The 21,244-nt window shown below is 56.7% G+C and carries 18 protein-coding genes and 1 tRNA gene; 9 read left to right on the forward strand and 10 right to left on the reverse strand.

Annotation, left to right across the window (positions count from 1 at the left end; translation table 11 throughout):
- Window positions 1–23: 23 nt before the first annotated feature.
- A complete protein-coding gene (locus tag BUC26_RS02095) occupies window positions 24–353 on the forward strand; it encodes a type II toxin-antitoxin system RelE/ParE family toxin (RefSeq protein ID WP_073373214.1) in 330 nt (109 codons plus the stop codon).
- Window positions 350–643, forward strand: a complete 294-nt coding sequence (locus tag BUC26_RS02100; RefSeq protein WP_073373160.1) for a helix-turn-helix domain-containing protein — start codon at window positions 350–352, stop codon at window positions 641–643. The genes BUC26_RS02095 and BUC26_RS02100 overlap by 4 nt, the downstream gene beginning before the upstream one ends.
- 118 nt (window positions 644–761) lie before the next feature.
- On the opposite strand, the gene BUC26_RS02105 is transcribed toward BUC26_RS02100, so the two are convergent.
- Window positions 762–839, reverse strand: a tRNA-Pro gene (locus BUC26_RS02105).
- A 386-nt stretch (window positions 840–1,225) separates the two neighbouring features.
- Between BUC26_RS02105 and BUC26_RS02110 the strand changes: the two genes are divergently transcribed.
- The 7 genes from BUC26_RS02110 (at window position 1,226) to BUC26_RS02140 (ending at window position 10,319) form a co-directional block, all read left to right on the forward strand.
- Complete coding sequence (locus BUC26_RS02110) at window positions 1,226–2,428, forward strand: efflux RND transporter periplasmic adaptor subunit (RefSeq protein WP_073373161.1); 1,203 nt, start codon at window positions 1,226–1,228, stop codon at window positions 2,426–2,428.
- A 12-nt stretch (window positions 2,429–2,440) separates the two neighbouring features.
- Window positions 2,441–5,542 (forward strand): efflux RND transporter permease subunit, encoded by a 3,102-nt coding sequence (locus BUC26_RS02115; RefSeq protein ID WP_073373162.1) that lies wholly within the window; start codon window positions 2,441–2,443, stop codon window positions 5,540–5,542.
- Window positions 5,539–7,203 (forward strand): TolC family protein, encoded by a 1,665-nt coding sequence (locus BUC26_RS02120; protein ID WP_208609678.1) that lies wholly within the window; start codon window positions 5,539–5,541, stop codon window positions 7,201–7,203. Before BUC26_RS02115 ends, BUC26_RS02120 begins: the two co-directional genes overlap by 4 nt.
- A gap of 88 nt (window positions 7,204–7,291) precedes the next feature.
- On the forward strand, window positions 7,292–8,098 hold the full coding sequence (locus BUC26_RS02125) for an AraC family transcriptional regulator (protein ID WP_073373163.1): 807 nt from the start codon (window positions 7,292–7,294) through the stop codon (window positions 8,096–8,098).
- Window positions 8,099–8,143: 45 nt separating this feature from the next.
- Window positions 8,144–8,752: a LysE family translocator gene (locus tag BUC26_RS02130; RefSeq protein ID WP_073373164.1), complete on the forward strand. Its 609-nt coding sequence runs from the start codon at window positions 8,144–8,146 to the stop codon at window positions 8,750–8,752.
- A 141-nt stretch (window positions 8,753–8,893) separates the two neighbouring features.
- A complete protein-coding gene (locus tag BUC26_RS02135) occupies window positions 8,894–9,823 on the forward strand; it encodes a helix-turn-helix transcriptional regulator (RefSeq protein WP_073373216.1) in 930 nt (309 codons plus the stop codon).
- Window positions 9,824–9,947: 124 nt separating this feature from the next.
- Window positions 9,948–10,319, forward strand: a complete 372-nt coding sequence (locus BUC26_RS02140; RefSeq protein WP_073373165.1) for a VOC family protein — start codon at window positions 9,948–9,950, stop codon at window positions 10,317–10,319.
- 344 nt (window positions 10,320–10,663) lie between these two features.
- Here BUC26_RS02140 and BUC26_RS02145 read toward each other — a convergent pair whose 3' ends face one another.
- The 9 genes from BUC26_RS02145 to wtpA form a co-directional block, all read right to left on the reverse strand.
- Window positions 10,664–11,563 carry a formate dehydrogenase subunit gamma gene (locus tag BUC26_RS02145; RefSeq protein ID WP_073373166.1) on the reverse strand — a complete coding sequence of 300 codons (900 nt, stop codon included), beginning with the start codon at window positions 11,561–11,563 and terminating at the stop codon, window positions 10,664–10,666.
- A 3-nt stretch (window positions 11,564–11,566) separates the two neighbouring features.
- Window positions 11,567–12,133 carry a formate dehydrogenase FDH3 subunit beta gene (gene fdh3B / locus BUC26_RS02150; protein ID WP_073373167.1) on the reverse strand — a complete coding sequence of 189 codons (567 nt, stop codon included), beginning with the start codon at window positions 12,131–12,133 and terminating at the stop codon, window positions 11,567–11,569.
- A gap of 13 nt (window positions 12,134–12,146) precedes the next feature.
- Entirely contained in the window at window positions 12,147–14,927 is a 2,781-nt protein-coding gene (locus tag BUC26_RS02155) for a formate dehydrogenase subunit alpha (protein WP_279626262.1), read from the reverse strand.
- Between the two features lie 74 nt (window positions 14,928–15,001).
- Complete coding sequence (locus BUC26_RS02160) at window positions 15,002–15,214, reverse strand: Tat pathway signal protein (protein WP_073373168.1); 213 nt, start codon at window positions 15,212–15,214, stop codon at window positions 15,002–15,004.
- 82 nt (window positions 15,215–15,296) lie between these two features.
- Window positions 15,297–16,013: a TorD/DmsD family molecular chaperone gene (locus BUC26_RS02165; RefSeq protein ID WP_073373169.1), complete on the reverse strand. Its 717-nt coding sequence runs from the start codon at window positions 16,011–16,013 to the stop codon at window positions 15,297–15,299.
- 25 nt (window positions 16,014–16,038) lie between these two features.
- Window positions 16,039–17,700, reverse strand: a complete 1,662-nt coding sequence (locus BUC26_RS02170) for a 4Fe-4S binding protein (RefSeq protein ID WP_073373170.1) — start codon at window positions 17,698–17,700, stop codon at window positions 16,039–16,041.
- Between the two features lie 476 nt (window positions 17,701–18,176).
- Complete coding sequence (locus tag BUC26_RS02175; protein ID WP_073373171.1) at window positions 18,177–19,214, reverse strand: ABC transporter ATP-binding protein; 1,038 nt, start codon at window positions 19,212–19,214, stop codon at window positions 18,177–18,179.
- Window positions 19,211–19,999 carry an ABC transporter permease gene (locus BUC26_RS02180; protein WP_073373172.1) on the reverse strand — a complete coding sequence of 263 codons (789 nt, stop codon included), beginning with the start codon at window positions 19,997–19,999 and terminating at the stop codon, window positions 19,211–19,213. The genes BUC26_RS02175 and BUC26_RS02180 overlap by 4 nt, the downstream gene beginning before the upstream one ends.
- 12 nt (window positions 20,000–20,011) lie before the next feature.
- On the reverse strand, window positions 20,012–20,971 hold the full coding sequence (wtpA, locus tag BUC26_RS02185; protein WP_073373217.1) for a tungstate ABC transporter substrate-binding protein WtpA: 960 nt from the start codon (window positions 20,969–20,971) through the stop codon (window positions 20,012–20,014).
- Between the last annotated feature and the right edge of the window lie 273 nt (window positions 20,972–21,244).

The raw sequence follows: 21,244 nt of genomic DNA on the forward strand, positions 1-21,244 counted from the left end.
TATCATTTGTGATAACATTTGATATGAAATGGCACGTCACGTTTTATAATGAGAAAGTCGAAACAGAGACGTTGTCCTTTCCTCCGGGGATAGTGGCAAATTTTCTTCACATAGCGGAATTGATCGAGGAATTCGGCCCGGCCCTGGGCCTGCCGTATACAAAAGCACTCGGCGACGGCCTCTTCGAAATCCGCGCCAAGGGCAAGGAAGGGATAGGCAGATCTTTCTTCTGCACGGTGAAAGGCCAGGAAATAATCATCCTGCATTCCTTCATCAAGAAATCGCAAAAGACCCCGAAGAAAGAATTGAAAACAGCTCAAACCAGACTGAAAGCGCTCAGGAAGAAAAAATGAGATCGACACTGAAAGACTTCAAAAAGAAAGCTCTGTCCGATCCGGAAGTGGCTGAAGAATACAGGAACCTGGCTCCGGCCTACGAACTGAGACGCCAGCTGATCAAGATCCGAAAAGACGCGGGCCTCACCCAAGAACAAATTGCCGAGATCCTGCAGACGAAAAAAAGCAATATTTCAAGGCTGGAAAATGTCAACTCGACCATTTCCCCGAAACTCTCAACCATCGAGGAATATGCAAAGGCAGCAGGCTACAGGATGCAAATCAGATTCATCCCGCAAAGCCAATAGCCTAACAATAGCGCCCTCCCCGTTTTGTTAAACGCGTGTTAAACCAGATTTACCTGCTGACGAACAAATGGAAAGTGATTAACAGCCCAATATGACTGTTAATCACTTTTTCTGTTACTGGTCGGGGCGGCAGGATTCGAACCTGCGACCTCCTGCTCCCAAGGCAGGCGCGCTAACCAGGCTGCGCTACGCCCCGTTGTGGGTAATGATGAATGGCATTTCTTACCCCTTCTCCCTGTGGATGTCAATTAGGAATGATTATATGTTAGCAGACGGCTGTTCCGGGGCTCCCGGCAGACGGTAACTCTGAGTACCGGCCGGTTATTTTGATGGCCGTCGAGCACCAACGATCCCGTCCCCCGCTTCTTCGCAGCGTTCTAAACGAATGCAGTATTTTGGCCGCTCTTCGGGACGGTATACGAAGTAATGGAGGGCGCGGAGGAAATGTGCTATTGTCAGCGGTGATTACTCGCATCCGCTGACCGGTGATTGCTGAGCAATCGAGCAATAGGCTGCTGCTGGCCGGTACATCCCGACTTAACATTTTTTTCGGCCCGTGCGGGTCTCTGGCACATAACAACCATGGCAAAAAAATCCTCTTTTTCCGGCAAAAAATTGCTGCTCTTTCTGGCGCTCGTACTGGCGGGCTGGGGAGCGATCTACCTGTACAAAGGCGAGGATGACCCGACCAGACTGGGTCCTTCGCGGGAACAGGCTGTTGTTGGGGTGAATACCGCCCTGGTCGAGCGCCGTGACCTAGAAGAGAACCGTGTCTTCAGCGGCACCCTGATCGCCGAGAAACGCTACGACGCAGCCGTCAAAATCAGCGGCCGGGTCCGAGAAATCGCCGTCAACCTCGGCGACTGCATCGACAAGGGCGAGTTGATCGCCCGGCTGGACAGCGAAGAATACGAACAGCAACTGGCCCAGGCGCGGGCCGAAATCGATGTCGCCCAAGCCTCGCTGGCCCAGGCCCGCAGCAACCTTGTTGCCGCCGAGCGGGCATATCAACGGGCCATCAAGCTCCGCGATCAACAAGTGGCCTCGGCTGCCGAACTGGAAACCGCAGAAACCGAACGGCTGGCTCGCCAGGCTGGTGTCAGCCTGGCCCAGGCCCAGGTCAAACAGCGGGAAGCCGCCCTGCGCGCCGCTGAGGTCCGCCTCTCCTACACCACCTTGACGGCAGACTGGCAAAACGGTGACGGCAGCTGCCGCTTCGTTGCTCGTCGTTATGTCGACGAAGGCGACACCATTGGTGCCAATGCTCCCGTGGTAACCCTGGTCGATCTGTCAGTACTGACCGCCGTGATCAATGTCGCCGAACGCGATTACGCCTATCTTCATGTCGGTCAGCCGGCAACTATCATCGTCGACTCCTTCGCCGACCGCCGCTTTGCCGGAACCGTGGCCCGCCTGGCGCCGGTCTTTGATGAGACGAGCCGCCAGGCGCGAGTGGAAATCACCGTCGCCAACCCGGATCACCTGCTCAAGGCCGGCATGTTCGCCCGGGTGCAGATCGAACTGGGACGAGCCGAACAAACCCTGGCCGCACCGTCCACGGCCATTGTTCAGCGGCTCGGGGTCACCGGCGCGTTTGTCGTCGATAACGACACCGCGCGGTTTGTACCGGTCACCACCGGCATTACCGACGGCAACTGGCTACAGGTGGACGGACTGCCAGAAGGTCAGCAGGTGGTCACCCTGGGCCATCACCTGCTCAGCGATGGAGTCCCGGTATCCACCGCCGGCGATGTGGACGAACTTCCGCCGCAGCCGCGCGACTAACGGTATCGAGCCATGAACATCAGCGCCTTTACTACGCTGCGACCGATCTTCACCATTATGGTGACCCTGATCATCATCCTGATCGGTGTCGTATCACTGAGCCGGCTGCCCATCGACCTGCTGCCGGAGATTTCCTATCCGGCCCTGAGCATCAACACCTCTTACGGCAACGCCGCGCCGGAGGAGGTAGAAAACCTGGTTACCGAAGTCATCGAGCGCGCCGTGATGGCCATCCAGGGAATCGAGGAGGTCACCTCCGAATCCACGGAAGGCAACAGCAGGGTCCGCGTCTCCTTTACCTGGGGGACCAATCTCGACGCCGCCACCAACGACGTGCGCGACCGGCTGGACCGGATCATCGACGATCTGCCGGAAGAAATCGACCGTCCACAGCTCCGCAAATTCGACCCCAACAGTGCGCCGATCCTGATTTACGGAGCGGCCTCCGACCTTGATCCCATAGAGTTGCGTCGCCTGATCGACGACCAGATCAGTTATCGCCTCGAACAGGTCCCTGGCGTTGCCACCCTCGATGTCTGGGGTGGGTTGGAGCGGGAGATTCGTATCGAGATCGATCTCGACCGTCTGCGCGCCCTGCAACTGTCGCTGGACACGGTGCGCAACGCCATCCGTGATGCCAATATCAGTCTGCCGGCCGGTACCATCGAGTCGGGGAATACCGAGATCCGCCTGCGTACGCCGGGAGAATTGACCAGTGTCGGCCAGTTGCTCGACCTGGTGGTCGACCGACGCAACGATACCCCGATCTACCTCAAACAGGTCGCCACGGTCAGTGACACCCACGCCGAGATCACCAGAATCGTCCGGGTTAACGGGAAGCCAGGCGTGTATCTGGCCGTACGCAAACAATCGGGCACCAATACCGTTGAAGTGGCCCAGCAGGCCAAGAAGGTGATCGACCAGATCAACCGGGATTTCCCCCAGATCCAGATAATCCCGGTTATCGACACATCAGATTATATCCAGCGCTCGCTGGCCAACGTCGGCCGGACCATTGTCATCGGCGGCCTGCTGGCCGTCTTCGTGCTGCTCACCTTTCTTCGCAATATCCGTGCAACACTGGTGGTTACCACCGCTATCCCGGTGGCTATCATCAGCACCTTTGCGATGATGTATTTCGGCAACCTGACTCTCAACCTGATGACCCTGGGAGGACTGGCCCTGGGCGTCGGCATGATGGTCGACAACTCCATCGTCGTGCTGGAAAACATCCTGCGCCGGCACCAGGAACTCCATGAAAGTCCGAAGGAAGCGGCTATCAACGGCGCCCGGGAAGTGGCGGGCGCCATTGTCGCCAGCACCTGCACGACGCTCGCAATATTTGTGCCGATGCTTTTTGCCCAGGAAATCTCCGGCCTGCTCTTCCGCCAGCTCACCTATGTGGTGGCCTTCTCCCTGCTCTGCTCGCTGTTCGTGGCGCTGACTCTGGTGCCGATGCTGACCAGGCTGTTTCTTGGCATCCGCCGTGAAAAACACGGTCTGGTCAAGCGTGCGGCCGATCGGGTCGGTCGCCTGCACGACCGCCTCAACAGACGATACGCGACGCTGCTCGACGCGGCCCTGCAGGCTCCCCGAACCACCGTCTTTGTCGTTTTCCTGGTCTTTGGGCTGAGCCTGACCCTGCTGCCACTGATCGGCACCGAGTTCATGCCCGCCTCGGACGAAGGCGAGGTCCGGGTGGATGTATCGATGGCCGGAGGCACGCGCCTCGACGTGCTGGATGAAACGATGCGCGGTGTCGAGCAGGTAGTTATCGATGCTGTCCCGGAAATGCGGGCCGCCGTGGTCACCATGGGCTCGTCCTCCGGTCGTGGCGACGCGGCAGGCGGCAATGTTCGCCTGTCACTGGTGCCGCTGCTGGAACGTGAACGGTCCAGCAGCCAGGTTGCCGCCGACCTGCGTCGGCAGATCGGCGTCGTGCCCGGCGCCGAGGTGCGGGTCAGAGCCGGACAAGGCATGTTCCTGCTGTCACGGCTCATGGGCGGCGGCGAAGACAATCTGGAGGTGGAAATCCGCGGTTACGACCTGTCCACTCTGGATCGGCTGGCCGAGACGGTGGAAGACCGGATCAAGGATATTCCGGGCATCACCGACACTCGGCGCGGCCGCGAGGAAGGCGTACCGCAGACCCTGCTGGAAATCGATCGCGACCGTGCCGCCGATTTGGGACTGAGCGTGGCCCAGATCGCCCGCACCCTGGAGACCGCCCTGTCGGGCACCAGGGCCGGCCAGTTCCGGGACGGCAGCGGCGAAGATGTGGACATTCTGGTACAGGTCAAGAATGCCAAACTGCTCAGCATTGAGGAACTGCTGACGCTGACCGTCAGCAATAACGATGGTCAAGCCGTTTCTCTGCGAAACCTGCTGACTCCCCGGTCAAGCCTGGGACCGGTCGAGATCGAGCGAAAAAACCAGCAGCGCCTCGTCGCCGTTCTGGCCAATGTCGCCAACCGCCCCTTGGGCGAAGTAGCTGCCGACGTGCAACAACAGTTGAGCGACGTCCCCCGGCCGCGCGGCTACGAGATCCTCATGGCCGGCGACGTCGAACAACAGGCCGAATCGTTTCGGGAGATGCTGATCGGTATTATCCTGGCGACGCTTCTCGTCTATATGGTCATGGCTTCACTCTACGAGTCTCTGCTGCCTCCGGCCATCGTCATGTTCTCGGTGCCGCTGCCGCTGATCGGCGTTATTCTCGTGCTATTGCTGACCGGCACCACCTTCAACGTGCAGAGTTTTATCGGCTGCATCATGCTCGTCGGCATCGTCGTCAACAACGCCATCCTGATCGTCGACAGAGCCAACACCCTGTTTCGCGACGAAGGCCTGGATCTGCTGGCGGCAGTACGCGCGGCCGGCCGGGACCGGCTGCGTCCGGTCTTGATGACGTCGTTGACCACTGTGCTTTCCCTGCTGCCGCTCGCGCTGGGTATCGGCGAAGGCAGCGATATGCAGGCACCGCTCGCTCGGACCGTGCTTGGTGGTCTACTGAGCGCCTCTTTGATCACTCTGATCTTCATTCCGGTGGTCTTCCTGCTCTTCAACCGGAGAAAAGAACAGCGCCGCGCCATCCTTGCCGGCGGGGGGTCATGATGAGACGATTTTTCGGCGCCATTACCGCTTCGCTCCTGGCACTGGTTATGAACGGTTGTTTGGGCGTTACCCTAAACAGCCCGACAACCCGGCCCGTCGACCTTTCGACGCCCGAGCAACCCCGGCCTCCGGGCCCCGATGTCGCTCCCGTCCCCGTGCCGACCGGCACGTCGCCCGAGGTTGCCGAATATTACTATCGGATGACCGAAAAACCGTCTTCCTTGGAATCGATGACGGTAGATACTCCCCTGGAACTGAGCGTCGAACAGGCGGTCGTTTCGGCACTGGAAAATAACCGCGCCCTGGTCGTCGAACAGTTCAACCCTCTGATTGCCGGCACCTTCGTCGACACTGAACGTGGCGTCTTCGACCCGACTCTGTTCGCCGAAGCCACGCTTGAAACGTATCGGCAGCGATCTTTCAACGAAGTCGAGGGTCGCCTCTTCTCGCTTGACGGCGACGAACGGACCATCGTCGGCGGCATCAGCCAACAACTGCCGACCGGCACCGAGCTATCGCTGGAGATTGCCCAACAAGGCGGCACACGTGACGACATCCGCGCCAACGACGAAGCGCGGGCCGGACTCAACCTGACCCAGGCCCTGCTCCGTGGCGGCAACCTCGCCGCCAACCTGGCCGGCATCCACCGGGCCCAGGCCGCCGCGCTCGCCTCAGCGTACGAGCTCCGCGGGTTTACCGAGAACCTGGTGGCCCGTGTCGAAAACGCTTACTGGGATTACGCGCTGGCGACGCGCCAGGTGGAAATCTTCGAAGAGTCGTTTGCCCTCGCCCAGCGCCAGCGCGACGATATCCATACCCGAATCGAGGTCGGCCAGATCGCAGAGACCGAAGAAGTCGTCGCCAACGCCGAGCTGGCCCTGCGTCGGCAGCAATTGATCGATGCACGCAACGACCGGGAACAGGCAAGACTGTCCCTGCTTCGCCTGATCAATCCGCCGTCGGCCAGGGGATGGGACCAGGATATCAGGCTCAGTGAGAAGGCCGTCATCCCGGAGGTGCGCCTGGGCAGCGCCGAAGAACACGAACGTCTGGCCACCAGACTGCGGCCGGATCTCAACGAAGCACGACTGCAGGCGCGCCGCGGAGAGCTGGAAACGGTGCAAACCGCCAACGGCCTGCTGCCGCGCCTGGATCTGTTTATCACCCTGGGCAAGACCGGTTACGCTCGCAGCTTTGGCGAAAGTTTCACGGATCTCGACGGTCCCGGCTACAATGTATCGGCGGGCCTGGCCTTTGAGCTGCCGGTCGGAAACCGCGCCGCCAAGGCCCTCGATCGGCGGGCCCGGGCCGGCTACCGGCAGGCGCTGCACAGTATCGACAACCTGCAGCAGCTGATCTCGCTGGAGGTGCGCACCGCCCTGCTGGAAGTGGAGCGCAGCCTGCAGCAGATCGATGCGAGCGCAGCTCGCCGCATTCTGCAGGAAGAGGTCCAACGAGCCGAGACCGTTCGTTTTCGCGTCGGCACCGCCACCGCGCTCGACGTGGCCCGCGTCCAGCGCGACCTGCTGGAAAGCCGCATCAACGAAGTCGAAGCCATCGTCAACTACCGTCAGGCCCTGATCAATCTCTACCTCCTCGACGGGACCCTGCTGCTGCGTCGCGGCATCGACGGGCCGGGAGCCGAAGAGGTGCTCTTTTAAGGAGACGACTCATTTCGACTGATATGTTCACCGGCTGCCCTAGAACCACTAAAACTGACGCCATCTGAACGAATGAGGATGCCTGGCTATGCATCAAAAGTTCCTCAAAGATCCACGCCTGCCGTTTGTCGAATGCCGCTATTCACAAAACAGTCGATCGCTGTTCAAGGTACATATGCATAACTCGGTCAGTATCGGGGCAGTCGATCAAGGGCAGGTCCACTATTCGATAGAAAACCGTACTATCACCCTCGGTCCCGGCGCATTGGCGCTGATCAACCCGGAAACGCTCCATTGCTGTAACGCCGTGCACACCGCAGAGCGCAGCTACTTCATGATGCATCTCGATATCGACTGGTGTCTGACCGTGCAGCGCTCGCTCTGGAAGATTGAGAGTTTTGTCCCGTTTGCCACTATCAGGCTTGACGACCTTTCGCTTTACAACCAGTATTGCCTGGTCATGGAACGATTGCTTGCAGCTGACGTACACCAGCAGGAAAAGGAACAACTGCTCGTCGATATGGTCTGCCACATTTTTATCAACGGATGTCGTCCCCAACAGGAGCAGGAGCAGATATCCGCCGATATCGATACTCTCAAGCACCTCTTAAAAGAAGATCTCCACAAAGACCTCACTCTCAACTCCCTGGCTCAATCGCTCAACGCCAACCCATATACTCTTCTTCGGAAATTTAAAGCACAAACCGGCATTACCCCGCATGCCTACCGCATGAACTGCCGCATTGATCTGGCCAAAAAACACCTCCGCGAAGGAAGAGATATTACCGATACCGCACTGGTATGCGGTTTTTTCGACCAGAGTCACTTTCACCGACACTTCAAGGCCATGACAGCTGCAACTCCTCACGAGTACCGCGTCAATTTCATGCAATAAAAACCTCTTAAAACGTCCTATCTTCTCCTGAAAAAGGAGATTGATATGGAATTTATACTCATCGCCACCGCTCATTTTCTGGCGCTGCTGAGCCCCGGTCCGGATTTCTTTCTGATCCTTCAAGCCTCGCTCCGCATGCCGAAGAGATACGGCATCGCGATCTGTTGCGGCATTGCCACTGCCAACAGTGTTTATCTGCTGCTCGCGGTACTTGGCCTTGAGGTGGTAAAAGAGATTAACTGGCTGATGACGATTCTACGGTACAGTGGATCCTGTTACCTGATCTACATCGGGATACTGTTGCTCAGGGCACCGCGTCAACCGTTATCCAGCCATACCGGCGATCATCCGTTACAACGGCCGCATTTCGGGTATCAGGTGGGGGTTGGCTTTCTCTCCGGGATTCTCAATCCGAAAAACATGATCTTCTACCTCTCGCTGTTTACAGCCATGGTCTCCCCTGAAACAGGGTTGGCGACACGATGTCTGTACGCGCTATGGATGACTTCGATAGTTTTTATCTGGGACAGTTTCATCGTCATTCTCATGACACGAACCGGAGTCAAGTCCTTTCTCGGACGCCGTGTTTACCTGCTGGAAAAGGCTTCGGGTATGATGCTCGCGACGCTCGGCACGGCCTTGGCTCTGTCCTGAAATCTGTTCACGATGTCCCGGAGTCGAATACGAAGGCAACGAAATGATAGATGAAATGACTGGAGTTGTCGGCTATACCAAGGGTTGATGGCGCAACCGGCCAAGGCCCCTGTTATTCCCTCGACAACAAACGGTGCCCACGTGAAAATTGAACGTCTGCTGGCAATCATCGTCCTCCTGCTCAATCGCCGCAAGGTCACCGCTAAGGAATTAGCGGAGCATTTCGAGGTCTCCATCCGCACCATCTATCGCGACATCGCCACGCTGAACGGCGCCGGCATCCCGGTCATCTCCAGTCAGGGGCAGGCAGGCGGCCTGGCCATCCCCGACGGCTATAAACTCAGCCGACAACTCCTCACCGCACGCGATCTCGAGGCGATGCTCGCCACCCTGCGCGGCGTCAACCAGGCCTTGGCCAACAGAGACCTGCAGCGGATCATCGAGACCCTCGACAGCCTTTTGCCAAAGGGCGACGAACCGGCAAACGTGCCCGTACACCGCCCCCTGATCATCGACATCACCCCCTGGGGACCGTCGGTAACGCCGGAGCAGACGATACAGACGTTGCAGCAAGCGGTGGATGGCGCATTGCTGCTCGACTTTTCCTATACCGACTCGTCCGGCCAGGTCAGCCGACGCACGGTGGAACCCCATAGTCTGGTCTTTAAAGGCTATGCGTGGTATGTCATCGCCTATTGCCGTCTACGCCGCGATTTCCGCCTTTTCCGTCTCTCCCGCATCTCCGCTCCGTGCCTTCGCGGCGAAAGCTTCGTGCGCCGCGATCTCGGCGACATCAAGCGCTTTCTCCGCTTTGACTGCGGCCCGACCCTGCCGGTCGTCCTGCGCTTCTCACAAAGTGTCCGGGCCAAGGTGGAAGAGTACCTCCCCGGTGCCGAACTAGAGTGTGAGGACAACCATCATATCATTGCCCACCTCGAACTTCCCGATGATCCGTGGCTTTTTTCCTTTATCCTCGGCTTTGGCGCCGATGTCGAAATCATCGCCCCGCGTGCGTGGCGTAAACGGGTGCAAAAAATCCTCCTCGACACGAAAAATCTCTACGAAACTTGACATAACGCTGTCACCGACCATGGTTAGCATAGGATGAAAGGGCATCGGCAGGTGTACGATGCCAAACCGCGGCGGCCCATCGGGAGTCGCTCGCCCCATCCACATCAACGCAAAGGAGCACGCGATGAAAACCAATCCGGTGATCTGGTTTGAAATCTATGTACAGGACATGACACGAGCGAAAACATTCTACGAGCAGGTGCTGGCAGTGCAGCTGACACCCTTGCCCGGCGAGGGCATGGAAATGTTGACCTTCCCGATGATCGACAACAGCGTCGGGGCCATGGGATCCCTGGTGAAGATGGACGGCTGCCCCTCCGGCGGCAACAGCACCATGGTCTATTTCGCCTGCGAGGATTGTGCTATCGAGGCAGCCCGGGCCGAGAAAGCCGGCGGACAGGTCTTCAAGGAGAAATTCTCCATCGGCGAGCATGGCTTCATCGCCTTGGTCATTGACCCGGACGGCAATATGATCGGCCTGCATTCCATGCACTAGGAACCATACCGATACCGGCACAGAACGAGTTGTTCCGGGTTTTCGGGACAACTCGCTTTCCATTGGTCGGCAACCGGCTGGAGAGCCGTACTAACGAAGTCGAAGCGATCGTCAACTACCCGCTAGGCCCCGATCAGCCGTTACCTGCTTGACGGTTCACTACTGCTGCGCTGCAGCATCGATGGTCCGGGTGCCGAAGAGGTGATTCTACGCGAGCATCTCCGCCAGAGAAAGTCCCCTTCTGCACGAAAAGAGAGGGGCAGAGCGAGGTTGGAACTCTGCCCCTCTTGTGAAGAAAGGGAGGCCCTGCACCGCCAAAGGGGAAGCGGAGCGAGACTGGAAAATCAGGCTTTACGTACTTGTTTCAGTTTCCGGTAATACGAACTATGTAAATGTTTTACCTCATCTTCCTCCTTGTATCCGGTGATGATACTGTTGATCGATCCCTTGATGGCGAACAGCGACATATACACATGGGTGAAGAAAAAGGCCACAACCGCAAAAGCAAGCAGGTTGTGAACAATTGCCGCGAGCCTGAGCAGGTCTATTTGTGACATACCGAGACCGCCGGCAATTCCCAGGCCGAAATCCTGGAGATACATGGCACCACCGGTGACGATCATGACCAGCCCGCCGATGGTAGCCAGCCAGAACCACACTTTCTGACCGCCATTGAATTTACCGGCCGGCACCTCTTGCTTCTTCCTGCTCAAATACCCGCCAAGCATGAAAAACCATTTGATATCGTCCATGGCCGGCAACATTTCCACGAACCAAAAGACAAACATGGGCACCACCGAAACGGCAAACACAATCGTGGCGATCCCGTGCAAGTGCCGGGCGTAGGTGACCAAAGCCCCGCCGCCCAGGTAGGCGCCGAAGACGATCATGAACCCGGTCGGCACCAGAATCACAAAAGAGACGGCCGCCAGCAGATGGATGATCCTGTTAAACAAGGTGAACACATAGATCCGTTCCCCGTCATGGGAAAAAACTTTGGGTCCGAACACCAGGTAATGGCAAAGAAAGACCGCGGGAATACCGAGGAGTATCCCCAGGAAGATTGACCGGAAAAAGTTCCCCTGCAGATAGGTGAACAGGGGCCCAAGATTCCTCGATTGATCTTTGCCGTACTCCGGGATGTTTGTAATGATCATTCCGCCCCAGATCTGGCTGTCAGCCGCGCATGCGGCTGACGCCAGCATCATGGACGCGGCGACGACTATGATCGCGCGCCTTGTCATGGTTTACGCTCCTTTGCCTCTGGAGCTGACCCGTTTACGATATATGGTGGAGACTTCCTCGGCATCTCCCACCAACAGTGCATTGGTTGCACAGACCGCGGCGCAGATCGGCACCTTGCCTTCGGCGATGCGGTTGTGGCCGTACAAGTGGCGTTCCCGAGCGCTGTTGGTCTCTTCCGGGCCACCGGCACACATGGTGCACTTGTCCATCGCGCCTTTGGTACCGAAAGCTCCGTCCCGCGGGAATTGCGGCGCTCCGAACGGACAGGCGTAGAGGCAGTAGCCGCAACCGATGCACTTGTTCTTGTCGTGCAGCACGATCCCGTCTTCCCTGATATAGAAGCAGTCGACGGGACACACCTGTTCACAGGGGGCATCGGTGCAGTGCATACAGGCAATGGAAATGGAATACTCCTTGCCCGGGATGCCTTCGTGCATGGTGACCACCTTCCTTCTACTGATCCCCACAGGCAGTTCGTGAGCCTCGGAACAGGCAACCGAGCAAGCGAAACACTCGATGCACCGGGTAGTGTCGCAGTAAAACTTCATTCGAGCTTGACCGTTACTCATGGCTTATCCCTCCCTATGCTTTCTCAATGCGGCAGAGGCCGGCATTGTATTCTGGGATTTGCGTGATGATGTCAAACCCATAGTTGGTGATGGTGTTCGAGCTTTCACCGATCGTATAAGGCTTCGTACCTTCGGGATAGTTGTCGCTCAAGTCGACACCCTGCATCACTCCGGCAAAGTTGTAGGGCAGGGCAATCCGGTCCGGGGTCACGGTCAGGCTGTACTGGGCCTTGACCCTGATTTTCGTTCCCTGCGGCGCATGCAGCCACATCATGTCGCCGTCCCTCAGCCCATACTGCAGTGCCAGGTCCGGGTGAATATTGGCGAACATTTCCGGTGTCAGGTGCGACAGGTATTTGCTGGTCCGCTCCAGCATGCCGGCACCGCTGAGATTGACCACCCGCATGGAGACGAGCATGGTCGGAAAGTCTTTTACCCATTCCTGTGCCTTCTGTTCGGACACGAACTTGACGTCGACGCGGAAGTTGTTCTTCTGATCGTCATACGACGGGAAGCGTTCAACCAGGTCCGGCCGCGACGAATGGATCGGCTCGCGATGCTTGGGAATCGGATCGGGAAACTGCCAAACCTTGACCCGAGCCCGGGCATTGCCGTACGGCGCCACCCCGGCAGCCAGGCATTTCTCGTTGATAATGCCGCTGAGATCGACTTTCCAGTTGGCTCCCATCTTCTCTTTCTCTGCCGCCGTCAGGGTGATGCCGAGGACCTGTTCGATATTGTCCTTGGTAATCTCCGGATAGCCGCCGGCGATTTTCGAATCTTTGACACTGACGCTGGGATCCGCCAATTGTGAAACGCCATCGTGCTCCAGGCCAAACCGGTTGCGAAAGCCCATGCCGCCGGCGGTGACCGGAGTATTGACGTCATACAGGACCGGGCTGCCCGGATGGTTCTCATCCCAACTCGGCCACGGCAGACCGTAATATTCTCCTTTCATCGGCCCCTTTCCTTCAAGGGTGAGAGGGTCGAACATGTGCCAGTTTTCCTGATGCTTGCGCAACCGCTCCGGTGTCCAGCCACCGAGACCGATGGTCTTGATGGTCCGGGCGATCTCACGGCACGCGTCGTCCGGCCAGACGAACTCCTCCTTGACCGGCTGCAGTTCCCGATCCTTGACCGCCATTTTCATGGCCCGGGTGTACTCGTCGTAAAAACCGAATCTTTCCGCAAAGAGGAACATGATATCGTGGTCCGTCTTGCTCTCGTAGAGCGGATCAACGACCTTGCTGCGCCACTGCGAGGTGCGGTTGGTGGCGGTGACGCTGCCTTCAGTCTCGAACTGGGTCGCCGCCGGCAGAAGGTACATGTCATCCTTGCGGTTGGTCAGGACTGCCGCCTCGTTGACAAAGGGGTCGACAAGGACAACCAGATCGAGCTTGTCGAGTGCCTCCTGGATTTTCACCTGTTGAGACATGGAGGTGATGCCATTGCCCTGCACCCAGAGCGCGCGAACAGGACTCGAGGAATAGGTCGTCTCCTCCTGCAGGACCCCCTGCCACCACTTTGCCAGGGAGAAGCCTTTGGCCTGCATCCATTCCGGAGCGGCAAACCGGCCTTTCAGCCACTCGTAATCCACCCCCCAGGATTTGGCGAAATACTTCCAGGATCCTTCCGCCAAGCCATAGTAACCGGACAGGCTGTCGGCCAGGCAGCACATGTCGGTAGAGCCCTGGACGTTGTCATGGCCCCGGATGATATTGCAGCCACCGCCGTTTTTTCCCATGTTGCCCAATACCAACTGCAGGATCGGCAGGATCCTGGTATTCGAGGTACCGGTACTGTGCTGGGTAATGCCGAGCGCCCAGACTACCGTGGCCGGTTTGGTCTTGGCGAGAATGGTGGCAATCTGCACGATCTGCTCGGCCGGGATGCCGGTAACATCGGCGGTCAGTTCCGGCGTCCACTTCATGGCCTCGGCTTTGATCTCATCCATGCCATAGACACGGGTTTTGATGAATTCCTTGTCTTCCCAGCCGTTCTTGAATATGACATGCATCAGCCCGTACACCAGAGCCACATCGGTCCCGGTTCTGATCCGCAGGAAATGATCGGCCTTGGCCGCGGTCTTGGTGAAGACCGGATCAACGACAATCAGTTGGGCGTTATTCCGATCCTTAGCCTGCAGGAAATGCTTCATGCCGATCGGGTTGGCCGCAGCTGAATTGGCACCGATGATAAAAATAACTTTAGAATGACCGACAACATCGCCAAAATGATTGGTCATCGCCCCGTAACCCCACGTGTTCGCCACACCGGCGACTGTAGCGGAGTGTCAGATACGGGCAACGTGATCGATGTTGTTTGTCCCCCACATCGCAGCAAACTTGCGGAAATAGTATGCTTGCTGAAGGTTGAATTTGGCGGATCCGAGAAACATGGCCATATCCGGCCCGTTCTCCTTGCGCAGGGCAAGCATCTTGCCGGAGATCTCGTCAACGGCCTGGTCCCAGCCGATCCGTTTCCACTGACCGTTCTCTTTCTTCATCGGGAACTTGAGCCGCTGCTTGCTCTTGATCAAGTCGATCTGGTCGATCCCTTTACAACAGTGGCTCCCCTCGCTAATCGGGTGATCCTGGGCCACGTCCTGACGCACCCAGACGCCGTTCTGGACCTCGGCGATCATACCGCAGCCGGCGGAACAGATGCTGCAGATGGTTTTAACCCGTTTCGAGCCGGGGAAGGGTTCTTTCACTTCTGCTGCTGTTGCCGCCCGCAGGCTCCTGCCCAACGGCAGGCTCGCCGCCGCACCGACACCGGCGCCGACAGCAGCCATTTTCAGAAAGGATCTCCTGCCGATTCTCGGAGTCATCTTGTCACGCATTTTTTCTATCACGGTCTTTCCTCCTCTCAATACGCCGCCTTATAGTACATGTCCCAGTCGCTCGTTTTCCGGTAGAGAACTTCCTTCTTCGGAGAATGACCGACGACCACGCCGTTCGAGACGCCCGCGGAATCTCCCTCATCCGCAGCAACGCCGCATTTGGCGGCAATGAGGGTGCCGATACCCACCGCCCCGACCGCCACGGTCGACTTCAACAATTTTCTTCGTTCTTCATCCATCCGCTTTCCTCCTTGATCTGTAAGTTGTGAGGAAGCCGCAAATATGCAGATTTTGCATATTTACGGATAAAAAAAATCCCCTCTATAGGCAGCTGTCTTGCCCCATCTTGACACACCTGCTCATCACCGCTTGCTGATCGCCCGGGTGCTGGTGGGTTCTTGACGCAACAGCTGACTGCTCGCGAGGCTTGTTCACACGGAGAAACACTCGCTCAAACGCAATGAACGATTCCAGGACCAGTGCCGCCTGGCGGTAAAAGGAGCTGTACTGATGTTCACGCAGCTGATCGATTAACGCATCGACCATCTCATTGAGAACATTTTGAAATACTTTTTCGCCAAGGAGTCCGGCATTCGCATTTCCCCCGAGTTCCTCGATAATTAACCGTTGCATGAACCGCATGATGAATTCCAGATGGTCTTCATGTTCCTTGAATTCGTCACTGTTGCGCCGAAAGGGGGAGGCAAGGAGATACTCGATCATCTGCAGCCGTTTTCTTCCGTCATCCCGGTTTTCACAAAAATACGAAGCCGTCGTCGGAATGGAAGCCGTGTCGGGTCGATAAAACAAGCGCTCATTTTCGTTTTTTAAAGCAAGAAAGCCGCGGTTCTTCAGTCGCCGTTTCATGTTTTTCAGTGCTCGCCCGCTCTGTTCATCCAGCGGATGACGGCCAAGCAGGTCGACACTCTTTTCGAGATCGTCAAAATACTCGGCATCAAAAGAAAAAGGGAACAGGGAAGCGAACAGGCCGTAATAGACCGCCCGTGCTTTGTGAATGGCTCTTTTTTCGCTATCCATGCTTGTTCTCCCACCAGGTCGGTTGTTACGGGTGCATCGCCGCAACCATCAGTTTCGCTTTACAATCCGGGCAACACGTGAGCGTCTTCAGTCGGGTCGGATCACCGGCGAACAACGGCTTCATCATTGCGGCGATTTTTTCGATGGATTTACTCGGCCCGATAGCGGCACCACATTCGCTGCAGTGGAAAATGGTATCTGCAGCCATGATCTGGAAAGAAAAAAATGAAGGATCGAGATCGATTCGGTTGTTCACCGTCTGCAAGCAGCCGGGTTCAGGGCAGGTCTTCTGACAATAGCCGCAATTGGTGCATAGCGACGGATTGAAACGCAGCGTGTTATCTTCCACAAACGGCAGTAATGCCCCAACTCCACAGGCATCTGCGCAACTCAGACACAGGGTGCAGGCTGCCCGATCAACGGTGAGCGTGCCGTAATGAAGAACCGGGTCAGTCTTCACGGTCCCGAATGATCCTTCACCGACCAGGTGAGCGATCCGCTGCGAGACACATTTCCTCTTCAGAACTGAAGGTTCCGCCAGCGCGTGGGTGGGCAGGTCGTAAGTAGGGAGTTGATCGAGTACGTATTGCAATTCATCCAAGCTCCGGCAACGATAGATTGCCTCACGGTCATGAATCCGCCGGTAAATTCCGTTGACCAGATCGATCGCGCCTTGGGTGGCCGCCGGTATGCTATCGCTCCAGATGACCATCGGTTTACCGCTGGCCTGCAAGACTGCGAGGAGGTGGTTTTCATGTAGCATATCAGATTGTTCAATGACAAACGGCAACACTCCCGGTGGCAATCGGACCTGGAGCGTTTCCAGCTCGATACGAGCGGTGATGACCAACACATGTTTGTTCCGGTACAATGATACCGCTTTTCCCAACGAACGAACCGACAGCAACGTCGAATCCAAGGCCCCGGAGGGGCAGATCCCGATACATTGTCCACAATGGATGCAGTCGATCTCTGAAAAGCGCAGGTACCTTCCGTCTCTCGCTTTGGTTATGGCTGACGAAGGACAGATATCGACGCACAGCCCGCAGATATCATGACGCTTCCCGTGGTAGAGGCAAATTGATTCATCATACTTTTTGGTATTACGTACCTGGAGAGTACCGTAATTGTCGCACAGCGCCGTGATGACGTCTTCCATCCCGTCCTGATCCGGATCATAAATACCTTTTTTACGGGAGAATTCGACAGGCGCTTCGAACCAGACAATCTGATCCGTTTCGACGGTGCTGCCGTGCTGGTCGACAGTCCGCATATTGATCTGCAGACTGCCGATTCGTCCTTGCACATTGAGCACCTGAGCGCTTTCCAGCAGCACCGGGGCAAGCCCAAGTGTTTGCAGCTTTTCCATGAGCTGAGGCCGATCTGTCCGGGAGATGATCGCCACTCTGTTGTCTACATCAATATCAGAGCTGAAATCCTGCGCATACTCAAAAATGCATGCCCTTACATCGAATAGCTTTTCAACGCTTTCCATCTTTACCTGCGAGCTATCGTGGCTGGAGCGCAGGTAAAAATTAATCTCCGGAGCATATACTTCCGCATTGGCCGAAGGGACGTTGGCCACCAGATAGGGCCGTCCTGATTGCGCCGGTGGCGTGGCAGCGTTCACTTCGCCAAGTTCGACCTGCAGATCACGGGGCAGAGAGAATAGGTATTCTCGGCTCATAAGGGTTCCATGATATAGAAATACAAGAAAAAAGGGCTCTTCCCGCTTTTCTACGGCCAAACGCCCTGGGCTTGCGCCCGATCTCCGATCCGCTCAAGCAACGCCGGTACGACACGATCGGGAAACAAGGAAGGACCGCGGGAATACTTGCATGATAGCCCTCACTTGATTTGAAACAAATATTTCCTTCTTTTTGACCAGGAATAACCCCGGATCACCATCGAGCAACTAATCCTCTTTAAATTCAGGGGGTTCTGTAAGCAATATACTTACTAATTATAGGTATATTACTTACAAGGCTAACGTTTTTCCCTTACCGGTTTTTCAGATACGGGATTACCTTGATCGGCGAATACAGCCTCGGACGACAAAATGACCGTTGGTTGATACTTTTAATTCGAGACAAATGGCAAAGCAGGAGAAGGACGGAAAGCGATCAGAGGAAAAATGAGAAGCTTTTCTTTTGAATCATTCTTTTAGAAGACGTGGACAGCCTGAGGGGGAAAGGACAGGTGAACGGACATGCCAACCGCAAGAGACAGATCGAACGCCGCACTCTTGGTGACCACGGTACAAAATAACTGATCACCAGCCGAAACGCGCACCTCGTAGAAAATTCCCTGATCAACGATGCCGGTTACGACCCCCGGCACGCAATTGCCGTCTAGCGCGGTTCCAGCCGACAGACTCAGCGTGATATCTTCGGGCCTGATGGCGATATGACCGCCCCCGTTGACAGGCCGGCCCATCACTTGCAGTGCAAACTGATCAAGCCGGGCCGCGTTTTGCTCGAAAGTAGCGGCAAAGATATTCTTCATGCCGACAAAGTCGGCAACGAACGATGACGTTGGCTTTCGGAAAATGTCCTGAATGGTTCCCACCTGGCGAATAGTTCCATCATGCATGACCGCTGCCCGTGAAGCAAGTGACAGCGCCTCGGCAAAATCATGGGTCACTATAACGAAAGTCACACCCAAGCTGTGGTGAATCTCTCCGAGCATGGCGCGGATGTCTTCACGGAAGTTTGGGTCAAGCGCCGACAATGGCTCATCGAGTAACACGACGCGGGGCTCGACGATTAGCGCCCGGGCCAAGGCGGCCCGCTGTAATTCCCCGCCACTCAAAGTTTCCGGGTAACGCTGCAGGACATGGTCGATACCGAGCGCATCGACCATCGTTGAGAAATGTTTTTCCGCTTTGTGACCGTCACGCGCACCATAGCGCAGACCGAAGGTAATGTTGCCGGCGACCGTCAGGTGAGGGAAGAGTGCATAGTCCTGATACATGATCCCGATTCCCCGCTTCTCCGGGGGCAACCGGGTGATATCGCGCTGCTTGAGGTGGATGCTGCCACCCTGGATCGGTACCAATCCGGCAATGGCCTCGAGCAGCACCGTCTTGCCGGAACCGGTCGGGCCCATCAACGCAAAGAAGGCACCTTCCTCGATGGACAGGGTAATTCCTCTCAGGCGGAACTCGCCGAGGCACACTGCCAGGTCATTGATCTCGATCACGGATTCTTCTTCCTGGCCGGCAGAGCAATCGTGCGCAAAACGAGAAACAGCGTCAAACAGACCACCACCAGCCAGACCGCCACGGGCTGCGAATACTGCAAACCATACCCTTCGAAGCGCTCGTAGATCAGTACCGGCGCCGTCATCGGGTGGTAGGCGACCACGACGATCGCCCCGAATTCACTGATGGCACGGGCGCAGCACATGATAAAGCCGGCCAGCATGCTGCGCCAGGCAAGGGGAAAAGTAATCCGGACGAAGGTACTCCACATAGAGGCGCCGAGGCTACGGGCGACCTTTTCCAGACGCGGCGATACCGACTGAAAGCCGGTCCTCGCCGCATTGATGTAAAAGGGCAGGCCGACAAAAACCATCACGGTGATGATCCCTGTCGTACTGCCCATGATCCTGACTCCGACATCGCTCATCAGCTGTCCGAACCAATGGTTTTTTCCGGCCACACTGAGAATCGCGATGCCGACCACCGGATGGGGAATGACGATCGGCAGGTCGATGATGCTCTCTACCAGTTGCTGTCCCCTGAATGATGACCGGGCGAGGACATAGGCCAGTGGCGTGCCGACGACGAAGGCGATGCAGGCGGCGGCAACCGAGCTGTAGATGCTCAGCCAGATCGAACCGACGACGTTTTTATCCCGCATCGCCTCCGCCAGCATGGCCGGCGAGGGAGCTGTCAGCATTTCGTAGAGCGGCAGCAGGATAAAGGCCAGGACGACCACCCCGCATGACACCGAAACCCAGTAAAAAGCGCCTTTGCCGCCCATCGGTACGACAAATCAATTCTTTACTTCGACAAATTGCTGCAACTCCGGCGGCAGTGCTGCTTTCATCTCCTCGGAGGGCACCCGGCAGAGGATAAACGGCGGTTGTCCCTGCTCTTTCAGGATCTGCAAACCTCCCTCCGGATCGAGCAGGTAGTTGAGGAAGGCGACGGCGCCTTCCCGGTTCGGAGCATCCTTGACCAAGGTGATGCCATAGGTAATCGAACCGCCTTTCATGTCCATGAACTCGCCCGGCTTTTTCCCGGTTACCTGGACAACGGCCTCGGAATAGAGGTCGTCATACTCATAGTTGCCGAGATTGATCTGATCCGGCAACACCACGTATTTCAAGCCGTGCTGCACGGCTACCGAGAGATACTCCCAAGCGTAATCCATATTGCCAGTCTGCAACAGCGACACCAACTCGACGGACTTCGGACGGACATTTTCCATCGGCCGATTGGCGATCAGTTTATCGGACAGCCCCGTTAGACCGTAATGTTTTTCGGCCAGTTGCAGCACCATCAGGGCCCGGTATCCACAGGGATCGAGATTCGGATCAGAATGCCCCCAGACTACGCCGTCGGTCGCCAGGATCTCATGCCAGTTGTCGCTGTTGACCGTATCGGCAAATTTGCTTTTATCGGTATAGCAGAGGACCATCTGATTGGTGGCAAAGCGGATATTGAGATCGGCAAATTTCGGAATGAGGAGTTTGTCGATCACCTTGTAATCGGCGGATGCGACAATATCGCACGGCTTGTTCAGGTCGGTCACTTTCCGCGCTGCGGCCTGGCTGCCGCTACCTTCGCGCTGCAGATCAACGCCGGGGTACATGGCCTCGAACGCTTTTTCCATCTGCTCGAAGGGCAGAGAGAGGCTGCCCGCATGAAACATGACCACCGTCCCCTTCGGCGCCGCTCCAGCAACTCCCGACCCAATGCAGACAACACACCCAGTGATGATCACACTCATAATTCTCGTCAAGGCAATCGGCCATTTCATCGGAAATCTCCTTGTCTGTTAAATTTTAGTAATCGATCCTCGTCCGGCAGGCAGGGCGGGACAGCGCCGTTACTCGACACGTCGCGTCTCTTCCCGACCGGAACAAAAACTACTACCGTTGTAGGAGTCTTTTATGGGTAAATGCCAAAAACAAACCAAGAATGGCAACCACTTTCCGCTTTGGCCTCATAAATAACGATCGATTACCAAGACTAACAGACCAGCCACTCTCATCCCCGGCTC

Origin of the sequence: Desulfofustis glycolicus DSM 9705 (assembly GCF_900130015.1) — a bacterium.
GTDB lineage: Bacteria > Desulfobacterota > Desulfobulbia > Desulfobulbales > Desulfocapsaceae > Desulfofustis > Desulfofustis glycolicus.